Origin of the sequence: Conexibacter sp. CPCC 206217 (assembly GCF_030646165.1) — a bacterium.
In the GTDB taxonomy this organism is placed as follows: domain Bacteria; phylum Actinomycetota; class Thermoleophilia; order Solirubrobacterales; family Solirubrobacteraceae; genus Conexibacter.
In genome coordinates, this window is the sequence record NZ_JAUTDO010000013.1 from 90115 (window position 1) to 103746 (window position 13632).

Sequence of the window (13632 nt, forward strand, 5' to 3'; positions counted from 1 at the left end):
CGGCTGCGCGTTCGTGCGTCGTCCCAACACACGCGACATGCATCTTAGGGTAACCTAATAAAGGCACCCTTACGAACTCCCGAAGGCGCTCCTCACCCATGCACCATTCCGTCGCCCGTTCACGGGCGCGCGGTCGCCGCACGCTTGCGCTCAGCGCAGGCGCGCTGGCTGCCGCGCTCGCCCTGCCGGCGCTCGCCGCCGCCGCGCCGACCGCCACGCTCTCGCCGACGACCGCGTTCGACGCGGGCGGCCGCCAAGTCGGCGCCGGTCCCTCGACCGCGCGCACGTACACGCTCAGAAGCACCGGCACCGACCCGCTCGCGGTCAGCTCCGTCGCGCTGACAGGCGCCGACGGCGGCCAGTTCGCGATCACCGCCGACACCTGCAGCGCACGCGGGGCGGGCGATCCGCTCGCGCAGAACGCGACCTGCACCGTCGCCGTCGCGTTCGCCCCGAACGCGGTCGGCGCGCGCTCGACGACGCTCGAACTGGTCACGAACGGACCGACGCTGACGAGCGCGGCGATCAGCGGCGCGGGCCACGACCTCGGCGTCACGACCACCTCGCTGGCATTCGGCGCGGCCCGCATCGGCGACGCGCCGACGCAGCAGACGGTCACGCTGACCAACCAGGATGGGGCGCCGTGGACACTCGGCGCCGTCACGCTCGCCGGCACCAACGCGAACCAGTTCTCGAAGGTCGCCGACGGCTGCAGCGCCGCCGCGCTTCCCGTCGGCGGCAGTTGCACCGTCACCGTCGCGTTCGCGCCGACGACGCCCGGCGTCAAGGCCGCGACGCTGGCGCTCGCCTCGTTCGGCCCCGCGCCCGTCACGCTCTCGGGCACCGGCACGCAGCCGGCCGCCGCGCTCGCGCCCGCCACGCGCGACCTCGGGATCCTCAGAGCCGGCAGCGTCTCGGAGCCGCAGACCTTCACGCTCACCAACAGCGGCAACGGACCGCTGACGGTCGGCGCGGTCACGCTCGGCGGCCTCGACGCGGAGGCGTTCCGGCTCGGCGCCGACAGCTGCTCCGGCAGAGCGGTCGCGGTCGGCGCCGACTGCACCGTCGCGGTCACCTTCGCCCCGGCGCGCAGCGGCTGGCGGACCGCCTCGCTGCGGGTCGCGACCGACGTCGGCGGCACCAGCGCGACCGCCGTCGCGCACCTCAGCGGCCGCGGCGCCGGCCTCGGGCTCGACAGCGACCCGCTCGGTCTCTTCGACCTTGCCGACCAGCCGCTGCTGCGGTTGGCCGGCGACGGCGACGACGGCGCGGCGAACGTCGCGTCGGGCGCCTGCGACGTCAACGGCGACGGCTACGACGACGTCCTCACGGGCGCGCCGACGTGGAGCCGCACGCCGGTCGAGCGCTCGTGGGAGGGCGGCGCCTACGTCCGTTTCGGCGGGCCGCAGATCGGCTCGTCCGACCTCGCCGAGCACGGCGACGGCCGCGTCCTGCTCTTGGAGGGCGAGCAGCCGAGCAGCCAGACCGGGACCGGGATCGGCTGCGCCGGCGACGTCAACGGCGACGGGATCGACGACTTCGGGATCGGCGCGTGGGCGTACGAATACGCCGGACGCCCGTCCGGCACCGCCGCGGCGCGCGGCATCGCGTACGTCGTCTTCGGCGCGAGAGACCTCGCGCAGCAGAGCCCGCTCGACCTCGGCCACCTCGGCGAGCGCGGCTTCCGCGTCGAGGGCACCGACGCGGAGGAGTACGACCACCTCGGCTACGCGATCACCGGCATCGGCGACGTGACCGGCGACGGCCGCGCCGACCTCGCCGTGATGGCGAACACCGGCGACACGACCGACGTGACGCCCGCGCGCAGCAACAACGGCATCGTCTGGCTGATCGCGGGCCGCGACTCGACCGCGACGGTGAACCTCGCGACCCCGGGCACCGCGCTGGCGCAGATCGACGGCGCCTCGCCGGGCTCAAGCGCGACGCCGTTCGGTCAGATGATCGGCCTCGCCGGGCTCGGCGACGTGAACGGCGACGGCACGCCGGACCTCGGCATCGGCACCTACACGGCGGTCGCGTTCGGCCGCTCGACGGCATCGGGCGCGGCGTTCGTGCTGAGCGGCGGCGTGCGCGGGCGGGTCGACCTCGCCGACAGCTCCTCGTGGCTGTTGGCGGTCGGCGGCGCCTTCGCGGGCCACCGGCTCGGGATCGACGTCTCGGCCGCGGGCGACGTCAACGGCGACGGCCTCGCCGACGTCGCGATCGGCGCGGACAGCACCGCGGCCGCCAACAGCGACGCGGCGTACGTCGTCTACGGCAGCAGAACGGCCGAGGCGGCGGTGCTCGACAGCGCCGATCTCGGCACGCGCGGCTACCGCATCCTCGGTCTGCCGAACACGTCGAGCGGCTTCTCGCTCGACGGCGTCGGCGACGTCGACGGCGACGGCCGCGACGACCTGGTGGTCGGCGGCTACGGCAGCGGCGCGGCCGGTACCGCGTGGCTCGTGCACGGCGTCGCAGATCCGTCCACGCTGCCGGCGAACGACGCCGATTCCGGCCTCGTGCCGGTGAACGCGGCCGACAGAACCCGCTACGTCGCGCTCGCGAGACTGACGCCGCAGCAGGGCAGCCGGCTCGACGGCCAGCAGGCGGGCGAGCGCTTCGGCCGCGCGGTCGCAGGCGTCGGCGACGTTGACGGCAACGGTGCGGCCGACCTCGCCGTCGGTGCCGACATGGCGCTGCGCTTCGAGCGCGCCGGAGCCGGTGAGACGACCGTCGCGCTGCTGCCGGCGGCAGCGCCGGCGTACACGCCGGACCCGGACCCCGATCCGACGGACCCCGATCCGACCGACCCGGATCCGACCGACCCGGATCCGACCGACCTGGGCCCGAGCGACCCCGGCGGCCCGAGCGCTCCCGCCCCGGCTGGCCCCGGCACGCCGAGCGGCCCGGCTCCCGGTGACGGCACGCCGACCACGCCCGGCGCCGGCAAGCCCGGCCCCGGCAGCAGACAGAACGCAAGCGTCGTCGCCAAGCGCCTCGGCTCCATCACGCTGCGCCGCCCGACCGGCACGCTGACGGCGACGCGCGCGGGTGCGCTGCGCCTCGGCACCGTCACCTGCGCGCGCTCCACGGCGGCCCGCTGCACGGTGACGACGACCGTCACGGTGAAGATCGGCGCCAAGCGCTGGACGCTCACGGTGAAGACTCACACGCTGCGCAATGGCGCCACGGCGCGCGTCACGGTGACGCTGCCGAAGGCGGCGCGCGCGGCGCTCAAGCGGACGGCCAACGGAAGCCTGGTCGCGCGCGTGGTCTCGCGCGACGAGGACGGCCGCCGAGGCTCGGGGACGTGGCGCGCCGCGCTGCGGGGCGCGCGATGAGGGGATCGCGCGTCCACCCCCGGGCGATCCTGCTGGCGGCGGGCGCGGTGGCGGTGCTCGCTGCCGTCGTGCCCGCGGCGCACGCGGCCCCCGTGGCCGACGCGGCGCGCGCGACGCCGAAGCGCGCGCCCGTCGCGTGCCGGACGGCGACCGTCACCGTCACGAGCGGCAAGAGCGTGAGACTCACGCTCGACTGCCGCGTCGGCAGACGCTGGATCGCGCGTGGTGCCGGCGTCGCGCGCAGCGTCGCGGCGAAGCCCGCGCACGGACGCCTGACGGGATTGGACCGTCGCCGCGGGAGCGTCCGCTACGTGCCCGCGAGCGGCTATCGCGGGACCGACGCGGTCCGCTTCGCGCTCGTGCGCAGAGGCGTCGCGTACCGCGGCACGATCCGCATCCGCGTCGTGCGCGCGGCGAACCCCGCGCCGAGCCCGGCGGCGCCGACGCGACCGGGGCCGGTCCGGCCCGACCCGACCGGCCCCGCTCCCACCGATCCCGCGCCCACCGATCCCGCTCCGGTCGACCCCGGTCCCAGCGACCCCGGCCCGAGAGATCCGGATCCCGACGACCCCGCCCCCAGCGACGGCCTGCCGCCTCAGCTCCCGCCCGCGCAGCCGTCCTACGCGTCCGCGAACTGGACGCCGACCGCGTTCGACACCTGCCCGGTCAGCGTGCACGAGCGCTATTCGGTGATCGGGCCCGACGGCAAGCGCTACCCGACCTGGCATCCGCCGACGACGACGGACCCGGCGACCGGCAGAACCTGCACGTTCGGGCACGAGCACGGGCGCGATCCGCAGCAGTCCGACATCTACAGATGGGTCGCAGAGCACCTCGCCAACCCGGCTGCACCCACCTACGCCGGGATCCCGTTCGGCCTCGCGACGGAGTCGCTCGACGTCTACGCGGGCGCCAACCCGGGCACGAGAATCCGCCACGAGGACCACGTCGGCTACAAGGTCGACTACGAGAACGACGTGAGACTGCTCGCGGCGGACGGCGGCAGCGTCGGCGTCACGTGCGACTACCTCGTCTCCGTCCATCAGGGCTCGCACTCGCCCGACGCGATCAGCAACAACGTCCACGAGCTGCTCTACGCGGTCCGCTGCGACGACGGCACGGAGCTGATCAGCGACACGATCAGCCGCTTCGGCGCGCCCGGTCAGTACACGCGCGCCTGCGATCCCGCGAGAACGGTGACGACGACCGACAACGGCTACCCGACCGGCGTCGGCGGGCGCTCGATCCCCGACCGCGGGTGCGTCGAGCAGACGACGCTCGTGCCGGCCGGCAGCACCACCTCGGCGTGGGCGCTGTACGAGAAGTGGAGCGCGGACAACGTGCTGAAGACCGCCGACGGCCACAGCATCGCGACGTACGACTCGGCGTTCGGCGTGTTCGACCCGAGCCGCTACGCGGACGCGAGCACGGTGACGAAGATCGGCCGCACGCTCGACCTCTGCTGGGAGGTCGCGCCCGGCGACGCGCGCGCCCGCTCCGCCGCCTGCGACATCGCGACCGACCACGGCTCGATCGCCGGCGCCTACGCGTTCGGCGACCCGCGCTCGCCGTTCGACGGCACGCACCGCGACGTCTACCTGCGCGAGACGCGCCTGGAGAACGCCGGCGGCGCGCGCCTGTGGTGGACCGACCCGTACGGCGAGAAGGGCTCGACGAGACCGTTCCCGGGCGCGCTCTGCCAGCTCGTCGCGACGGTCGACACGAGCGCGCGGCCGAGACTGCAGGAGCGCGTCTTCGGACGCAACCGGCCCAACGACGGCGAAGGCGTTCACGCGCCGAACTGATCGCAACACCTCGCGCGCGGCGACATGAGGGCAACCTAATGTTAGGATGCCCTAAAGCGTCGTCGCGCGCGACCTAAGGCCCCTTCACCACTCCAGGGAGAACGATGACGAACCTGATGACGCGCTGGCGGCGTACTCCGGCAGTGCTTGCGGTCGGTGCCGCGCTGGCACTCGGCGCCTGCGGCTCCGACGACGACGAGTCGGCGAGCACGAGCAACTCCGCCGCCTCCACGACGGCGACGACCGCCACCGAGACGATCGACTACGCCCCGATCCAGGACTACCTCTACGAGCACACGCAGCGGCTCGTCGACGACACCGCCACGCTGCAGAGAGACGCCGAGGCGTACTACGCGCTCGCCGAGTCGGTCGACTTCGACTACGCCGAGCTGCTCAGAACGAGACGTGCCGAGACGGAGAGACTCGTCAGAGCGCTGCAGAGAGACCTGCGCACCGCGAACCCGTCGTACGAGCAGATGGAGGGCGTCGTCGCCGGCGTCCCCGAGTTGGCCGACTACGACGTGATCATCGACGCCGGCAGCGACGGCAGCGACCCGGAGAGCGCGGTCCCGTTCTCGATCAGAACGCCGGGCGGCAGAACCTTCAGACAGCCGGGCAACTTCTTCGCGCTGGTCGAGACCTCGGTCTTCGGCACCGAGCCGAGATTCACCGTCAGAGGTGTCAGACCGGACCTGAACGGGGACGGCAGAGTCGTGTTCGGAGAGGCCCTGCCCGATGCGGACTTCCTCGTCGCGACCGCGAGAGACTTCCACACGCAGGCCGTCGAACTGGACGAGTCGGCGCACAGATGGGAGCCCGCGCCCGAGGACGTCTTCACCGCCGTCGTCGTGATGACGCCGACGATGTCGGAGTACTTCGAGGCGTGGAAGAACTCGCGCTTCGTCGCCGGTGACAGAGCGACCGAGTCCGGCTTCGTCGGCACCTCGCGCCTGTCCGACATCGCCGACATCCTCGGCGGCCTCGTGCTCGTCTATGACTCGATCGAGCCGTCGATCGGCCAGGTCGACGCCGAGCAGGCGAAGCAGACCGGCCAGTCGCTGAGAAGACTGACCGCGTTCGCGCAGCGGCTGCGCGACGAGGAGGCCGGCGGGCGCAGATTCACCCCCGGCGACGCCGACACGCTCGGCGGCGAGGCGCAGGACCAGGCCGAGGCGATCGCCGGCCAGGTCTCGCAGGCCGCCGCGCAGCTCGACATCACGCTGGAGAACTGACCCGTACATGACCCGCCGCCGCCCGCTGCCGTTCCTGCTCGTCCTCGTCGCGCTGCTGCTCAGCGGCGCGGCGCTGACGGGAACGGCGGGGGCGGCTGAAGCCCAGCCCTGGCAGGTCGCCGAGAACGTCCGCTCGCAGCTGTTCGAGGCGCAGACGGCGCTGATCCTCGATACCGGCGCAGACGCGGCGCGCGCCGTCGAGCGCGCCCGCTCGAGCTACGAGAGAACGCTTCAGGCGACCGTCAGAGCGGCCGATCCGGACGCCGACAGAGCGATCCGCGCCGCCTTCGCCGACGCAGCCCGCGCCGCCAGAGCCGGCGACCAGGAGGCGCTCGCCGCCGCGCGCGGGGAGATCCGCGCCGCGCTGTTCGCCGGCGCCTACGTCGTCACGCTCGACGCGATCGACGACGGCGACGCGGCGACGGCGAGACAGTGGCTGCTGCTGCGCGAGTTCCGCACCGCGACGCGCTTCACCCGCCCCGGCGGCGACGCGACGCTGGCGGTGCAGCAGCTGCAGCGCAAAAGAGCGACGCCCGAGGAGACGCGCGCGATCGTCGCGAAGGACCTGCTCGACGCCTACCAGGGCCGCCTGCGCGAGCTGCTCGACGACGCCGCGCGCGGCGACGAGCGCGACCTGCCCGCCCGCCGCGCCGAGGCCTCCGCGCAGGCCGCCGGCTACTTCGCGATCCTGCTGCCGCGCTACCTGCAGGACATGGGCGACGCGAGCGCCGACGAGGCGCTCGCCGCCTTCGGAAAGATGCAGCGGGCGGCGCTGAGAGGCGACTCGGCCGCGTTCAAGGCCGCGCACGCCGACGCGGTCGCGTCGCTGGACGGCTTCACCGCCGCGCCCTTCACCGACGACGAGGCCGCGCGCCGCGCGCAGCAGCTGCTGCGCTTCCTCGCGCTCGTGCCGGTCGAGTACGGCCGCGGCGTGAAGGACGGCCGCGTCAACCTCGACTTCGAGATCCAGGAGGCGGTCGCGTTCCAGACGGGCGCCGAGGCCGCCTTCCAGGATCTGCAGGCGACGCTCGCCAAGCGCGATCCCGCGCGCACGCAGGAGATCGCCGCTCAGCTCGACAGACTCGGCGAGATCGTCGACGAGGCGACGAAGAGAAAGGAGGGCGTGACGCCCTCCGGCGACGTCGACGCGCTGACGTCGCAGATCGAGGACGGCCTCACGGCGATCATGCCGAAGGCGTGGCAGGAGCAGACGGACGAGTCCGACTACGACCTGATCGCGCTCACGCTCGACCGCATGGAGGCCGCCGCCGGCGCCGGTCAGTACCAGCAGGCGGAGCAGGCGCGGCTGGAGGCATACGCGTTCTTCGAGTTCGGCCCCGAGCGGCGGCTGAAGGCGTTCGACCCGGGCCTCGCGCTCGACGTCGAGGGCCTGATCTGGTTCGGCGCGCTGGACCAGGAGGGGCTCGCGACGCTGATCGCAGACCGCGCCCCGCGGCGCGAGATCCACGAGACGCGACTGGTGCTCGACGAGCAGCTCGGCGACGCCGCCGCGACGCTCGGCGACAGCGCCAACAAGACGCAGGTCGTCGTCAACTCGGCGATCCTCGTCTTCCGCGAGGGGCTGGAGGCGGTCCTGATCCTCGCCGCGATCACCGCCTCGTTCATCGGCGCCAAGCGCCGCATGCGCCGGCCCGTGCTGATCGGCGCCGGCCTCGGCCTGCTCGCGTCGGTGATCACGTGGGTGCTCGCGCAGACGATCCTGACGTCGCTGGACCAGTACGGCGAGAAGCTGGAGGCGGTCGTCGGCGTGATCGCGATCGCGGTGCTGCTGCTGATCACGAACTGGTTCTTCCACAAGGTCTACTGGAGCGAGTGGATCGGCAAGTTCCACCGCCAGCGCAAGCGGCTGGAGAGATACGACAAGGTCGGCTTCATCTCGGCGCAGGTGATCGGCCTGGTGCTGCTGGGCCTGACGAGCGTCTATCGCGAAGGCTTCGAGACGGTCCTCTTCCTGCAGTCGCTGGAGCTGAGCGCCGGCACCGCGACGGTCGTCGAGGGCGCCGGTCTCGGCCTCGCGATGGTGCTCGCCGTCGCCGTCCTCACCTTCGCGGTCCAGCGCAAGCTGCCGTACAAGAAGATGCTGATAGTGACGGGCGTGATGATCGGCTTCGTGCTGGTCGTGATGGTCGGCCAGACCGCCCGCACGATGCAGGGCACCGGCTGGCTGCCGATCACCCCGATGGGCTTCGACCCGCCCTACTGGGCGAGCCTCTGGTTCGGCATCTACCCGACGTGGGAGACCGTCGGCGCGCAGTTCGCCGCCGCCGCCTTCGTGATCGGCTCGTACTACCTCGCGCAAGAGGTCCGCGTCAGACGGCCGCAGCGGCTGGCGCGCAAGAAGCGCGCGAAGGGGGAGCCGGCCGTCGCCGTCGCCGGGCCGGTGAACGGCGACGGGAACGGCGCGGGAGACAGCTCCCGCGAGCACGCTGGTGCTGGCGCCACTGCGCCGCGCAGCGACGATCGCTAGCCTCGCCGACGTGCTCGACAAGATCACCGACGCCGCGCGCGACGCGGTCACCACGCTCGGCTACCCGGGCATCTTCGCCGCGATGGTGGCGGAGAACCTGTTCCCGCCGATCCCCTCCGAGGTCGTGCTGCCGCTGGCTGGCTTCGAGGTCGACAGCGGCGACCTCAACTTCGTGCTCGTCGTCGTCGCGGCGACGCTCGGCTCGCTCGCGGGCGCGCTGATCCTCTATGCGATCGGGCTGTACGGCGGGCGCCCGGCGGTGCTGCGCTGGGGCCGCGTGCTGCGCGTCAGCGCGAGCGACCTCGACAGAGCCGAGGACTGGTTCGACCGCTGGGGCGACTGGGTCGTGCTGTTCGCACGGGTCGTGCCGCTGGCGCGCTCGCTCGTCTCGATCCCCGCCGGCATGATGCGGATGGGGCTCGTGCGCTTCATCGCGCTGACGACGCTCGGCAGCCTCGTGTGGAACACCGTGCTCGTCTTCGCGGGCAGACAGCTGGGCGCGAACTGGGATGACGTCACGAACGTGATCGAGCGCTACTCACTCGTGATCAGAGTCGCCGCGGTGCTGGCGATCGTCGCTGGCGTGTACTGGGTGTGGCGTCGCTGGCGCGGCGTGCCGACGCATCAAGCGCGCTGATCCGGGGCACGTCTGCTCGTGCATGCGCGAGGAGATGACAGGCAGCAGCCGCGACGCGGTGCGCGACGACCGTCGCGACGAGACCGAGGCGGAGCGGCTGGACCGCAACCTGCTGGAGCTGCTGAACGAGCTGCGCGTGGCGCTGCCCGGCGTGCAGGTGCTGTTCGCCTTCCTGCTGGCGGTTCCGTTCCAGCAGCGCTGGGACCAGGTGACCGAGTTCCAGAAGGACGTCTATTTCTTCACGCTCTGCTGTGTGCTCGTCTCGACGGTGCTGCTGGTCGCGCCGACCGCCTACCACCGCCTCAACTTCCGCGCCCGACGCAAGAAGGAGCTGGTGCGCGCCTCCAATCAGCTCGCCATCGCGGGCCTCGCGACGCTCGCGCTCGGCCTCGTCGGCGTGATGGTCCTGATCACCGACGTGCTGTTCAGCACCACGATGACGATCGTCGTCGGCATCCTCACCGCCCTCCTCTTCATCCTCCTCTGGGCGGTCATCCCCCTGCGCCACGACTTCGGCGACGAGGGCGACGGCTGAACGCTAGGCCCGCGCCCCCGCCTGCGGGTCCAGGCGCGACATCTGGACGTTGGCGTCCAGTGCGGAGGAGCCGCCGCCGCGGTAGACGCCCTTGACGGGCGGGGTGTCGGCGTAGAAGCGGCCGTGGCCGATCTTCACGTGCGTCTCGCCGGTGAGGCGGCGGTTGGTCGGGTCGACGCCGACCCAGACCGGCTCGCCGCGGCCGTCGGTGCCGGGCAGCAGCGCCTCCAGCCAGGCGTGCGTGTCGACCTCCAGCGAGTCCGAGCCCTCGTCCTCGGGGGCGGCCCAGAGGTAGCCGGAGACGTAGCGGGCGGCGATCCCGTGGCGGCGCAGCAGCACCAGCGAGACGTGTACGAAGTCCTGGCAGACGCCGGCGCCGGCCTCCAGCAGGTCGGTCACGGTCGAGCCGACGTAGGTCGCGCCGCGGCGGTACTCGAACGTGTCCGGGATCAGCTCGATCAGCAGCTTCAGCGCCGCGAGCGGGTCGCTGGCGGCGCCGATCGAGCCCTGCAGGCCGTCGAGCCCCGCGATCGCGGGCTGGTCCTGCCACGGCAGCAGGAACTCGCCCGCCGCCTCGACATAGGCATCGGATCTGACGCCCGTCCACGGCCCGTGCGGCGGAGGCGGCGGCGCGCTCGTGACGACGCGCGCACGGACGTCGATCGTCAACTGCTCATGCGAGGTCGGGATGCCGAACTCGAGCACCTCCGTGCCGAAGTAGTCGAGGTGGCGGCTGACGCGCGCCTCCGGGTCGATCCGCGTGTGGAACTCGTCGCAACGCTGCGTCGAGGTCGTCGCCGGCCGCACGCGCAGCGCGTTGAGGTTGTCGCTGACGGGGTGCTCGTATCTGTACTCCGTCAGGAATCTGATCGAGAAATGCATCGGCTCCTCAGGGTCCGGTCCGGCTCACTGGCGCACAGGCGTCACACGACCATCGCGATGCCGCGCTCGCCTGGCGCCATCCCGGCGAAGTAGTGGTCGGCGACGTCGAGGTCGACCGACACCAGCTCGTGCTGCGCGCGCTCGCAGATGTCGATCAACTCCGCGCCCGCCGGCAGCACGCGCCGCTGGAAGTCGAGGTCGGCGGCGAGGCGGCTGATCCGCAGCACCGGCTGCGAGTCGCGTGGGCGCGCGTCGGCGGCGGCGAAGGCGTCGTGCAGCGAATCGACGCAGGCGGCGACGCTGTCGGGATACGCGCGCTCGAACATCAGGAAGCGCGCGACCGGCTGCGCGTTCGGCGGCGCGGTGACGGCGCGCAGATAGGCGTGGAAGCCGCCGACCGCCTGCAGCAGCGCCAGCGCGTTGCCGTCGCGGCGCGGGTCCTGCGCCTCGGCCGGCAGCGCGATCCGCAGCAGCCGCAGCATCATGTCCGCGACCTCGATGAACGAGCCTGCGTCGAGGAACGACTTCGCCTCGTCGCGCAGCATCGCGCGGTCGGCGATCCCCCAGATCAGCGCCATCCGCTGCTTGACGTACTGCGAGGCCAGATAGGGCCCGGCCGGGGCCGACCATCTCGCGCTGCCGTCGCCGCGCAGCGTCAGCGTCGTCGTGTTGATCGCCTCCCACATCTCGGCGGAGATCACGTCGCGGACCGTCCGCGCGCCCTCGCGCGCACGCTCCACGCAGGCGAGCATCGAGTCGGGCCGATCGGCGTCGAGCGTCAACCGAGCGAGCGCTTGGCTGCGGTTCGGCGCGGGTTCCTCGCCGCGCCCGCCGCCGAGCATCGCCAGCAGCCCGCTCCAGCCGAGCGTGACGCCCGGACCGGAGTCCGACGGCCCCTGCAGCTCGGCGCGGAAGACACCGTCAACGGCGCGCGCGGTGAACTCCGCCCGCGCGAGGTTGCGGCCGAGCCAGTACAGCTCGTGGGCGATCCGCGCGAGCATCACTGCGGCTCCTGCTGCTGTTGCTGCTGCTGGTTGGTCCAGGCGTCGCCGTAGCGCATCTCCGGCAGCGTCGGCGGGGAGGCGTCGGCGATCGGCGGGCCGGCGCGGTCGGCGTCGTCACCGTCCTCCAGCACCCATGTGTCCTTCGAGCCGCCGCCGCGCGAGGAGTTGACGATCATCGAGCCCTCGGTGAGCGCGACGCGCGTCAGCCCGCCGGGGACGATGTCGATCCGCTCGCCGAAGACGGCGAACGGGCGCAGGTCGACGTGGCGCGGCGCGAGCGTGCCGTCGGGGCCGACCGTCGGCACCGTCGACAGCCGCACGACCTCCTGCGCGATCCACGCCTCCGGCCGCGCGCGCACGGCCGCGGCGACCTGCGCCAGCTCCTGCTCGCTCGCATGCGGGCCGATCGTGACGCCTCTGCCGCCGCTCTCGTCGGTCGGCTTGACGACGAGCTGGTCGAGCCGGCCGAGCACGTGCTCGCGGACCTCCTCGTCGGCCAGCAGATACGTTCTGACGTTCTCGAGGATCGGCTCCTCGCCGAGGTAGAAGCGGATCATCTCCGGCACGAAGTGGTAGACGGCCTTGTCGTCGGCGACGCCCGTGCCGAACGCGTTCGCGATCGCGACCGAGCCGGCGCGGTAGGCGCGCACGAGGCCCGGCACGCCGAGCATCGAGTCGGGCCGGAACTCGAGCGGGTCGACGAAGTCGTCGTCGAGCCGGCGGTAGACCGCGTGGACGCGCTCGAGCCCGCGCGTCGTGCGCATGTAGAGGACGTCGTCGCGCACGACCAGGTCGGACGCCTCGACCAGCTCGACGCCCATCTGGCGCGCGAGGAAGGCGTGCTCGAAGTAGGCCGAGTTGAGCGAGCCGGGCGTCCACACGACCACGGTCGCCTCGCTGTCGGCCGACGGCGCGACGGAGCGCAGCGCGCTCAGCAGCAGCTGCGGATAGTGGTTGACCGGGCGCACCCGATAGGAGGCGAAGAGCTGCGGCACCAGCTGCGTCATCGCGGCGCGGTTCTCGAGCACGTAGGAGATCCCCGACGGCGTGCGGACGTTGTCCTCGATCACCTTCCAGGAGCCGTTGGAGTGGCGCACGAGGTCGCAGCCGGCGACATGCGTGTAGACGCCGCCGGGCGGGCGGATCCCGTGCACCGCGCGCGCGAAGTGCGAGGAGCCGACGACCAGGCGCCACGGCACGATCCCCTCGCGCACGATCTCGCGCCCGTGGTAGATGTCGTCGACGAAGTGGTTGAGCGCGCGGATCCGCTGCGCGAGCCCGCGCTTGATCGAGCGCCACTCCTCGCCGCCGATCACACGCGGCACGAGGTCGAGCGGGAACGGCCGCTCGCTGCTGCGCGCGCCGTCCTCGCCGCTGGTCTCGAACGTGATCCCCTGGCGCAGGAAGGTCGCGTCGCGCCGGCGGCCGGCCTCCGCGAGGCCCTCGGGCCCGAGCCGCTCCAGCTCGGCGATCAGCGCCTGCGCGGTCGGGCGCGGGCGGCCGTCGTGCTCGAACAGCTCGTCGAGGAACGGGACGCGCGGGTGGTAGCCGTCGAGCGGCGGTGCGGCTGCTTCGGACATCTGCAGCGATTCTCGCGACGCGGCCGCGCGACGGCATTCGCCGCATGGAGCGTCTTCGGCCAGCCGGCCTGGCCCGAATGTCGAGCGGGCACTTCGTGGTGATTCGTGGTGGGAAAAGTGTGAAG

At 72.7% G+C, this 13632-nt stretch carries 9 protein-coding genes; 6 read left to right on the forward strand and 3 right to left on the reverse strand.

Annotated elements, in window-relative coordinates:
- Positions 1-98 precede the first annotated feature (98 nt).
- The 6 genes from Q7L65_RS25370 (at position 99) to Q7L65_RS25395 (ending at position 10041) form a co-directional block, all read left to right on the forward strand.
- Complete coding sequence (locus tag Q7L65_RS25370; protein WP_304725846.1) at positions 99-3344, forward strand: choice-of-anchor D domain-containing protein; 3246 nt, start codon at positions 99-101, stop codon at positions 3342-3344.
- Positions 3341-5149 carry a hypothetical protein gene (locus Q7L65_RS25375; RefSeq protein ID WP_304725849.1) on the forward strand — a complete coding sequence of 603 codons (1809 nt, stop codon included), beginning with the start codon at positions 3341-3343 and terminating at the stop codon, positions 5147-5149. The genes Q7L65_RS25370 and Q7L65_RS25375 overlap by 4 nt, the downstream gene beginning before the upstream one ends.
- A 104-nt stretch (positions 5150-5253) precedes the next feature.
- Positions 5254-6381 carry a hypothetical protein gene (locus Q7L65_RS25380; protein ID WP_304725851.1) on the forward strand — a complete coding sequence of 376 codons (1128 nt, stop codon included), beginning with the start codon at positions 5254-5256 and terminating at the stop codon, positions 6379-6381.
- Between the two features lie 7 nt (positions 6382-6388).
- A complete protein-coding gene (locus Q7L65_RS25385; protein ID WP_304725853.1) occupies positions 6389-8869 on the forward strand; it encodes an FTR1 family protein in 2481 nt (826 codons plus the stop codon).
- 10 nt (positions 8870-8879) lie between these two features.
- A complete protein-coding gene (locus tag Q7L65_RS25390) occupies positions 8880-9506 on the forward strand; it encodes a DedA family protein (RefSeq protein WP_304725855.1) in 627 nt (208 codons plus the stop codon).
- 34 nt (positions 9507-9540) lie between these two features.
- Positions 9541-10041, forward strand: coding sequence for a DUF6328 family protein (locus Q7L65_RS25395; protein WP_304725860.1), 501 nt, complete (start codon positions 9541-9543; stop codon positions 10039-10041).
- A gap of 3 nt (positions 10042-10044) precedes the next feature.
- On the opposite strand, the gene Q7L65_RS25400 is transcribed toward Q7L65_RS25395, so the two are convergent.
- Genes Q7L65_RS25400 through Q7L65_RS25410 form a run of 3 tightly spaced genes read right to left on the reverse strand, consistent with a single transcriptional unit; the run spans position 10045 to position 13507 of the window.
- Positions 10045-10923, reverse strand: coding sequence for a transglutaminase family protein (locus tag Q7L65_RS25400; RefSeq protein ID WP_304725863.1), 879 nt, complete (start codon positions 10921-10923; stop codon positions 10045-10047).
- A gap of 41 nt (positions 10924-10964) precedes the next feature.
- A complete protein-coding gene (locus Q7L65_RS25405; protein ID WP_304725865.1) occupies positions 10965-11924 on the reverse strand; it encodes an alpha-E domain-containing protein in 960 nt (319 codons plus the stop codon).
- Positions 11924-13507 (reverse strand): circularly permuted type 2 ATP-grasp protein, encoded by a 1584-nt coding sequence (locus Q7L65_RS25410; RefSeq protein ID WP_304725867.1) that lies wholly within the window; start codon positions 13505-13507, stop codon positions 11924-11926. Before Q7L65_RS25410 ends, Q7L65_RS25405 begins: the two co-directional genes overlap by 1 nt.
- Positions 13508-13632 lie beyond the last annotated feature (125 nt).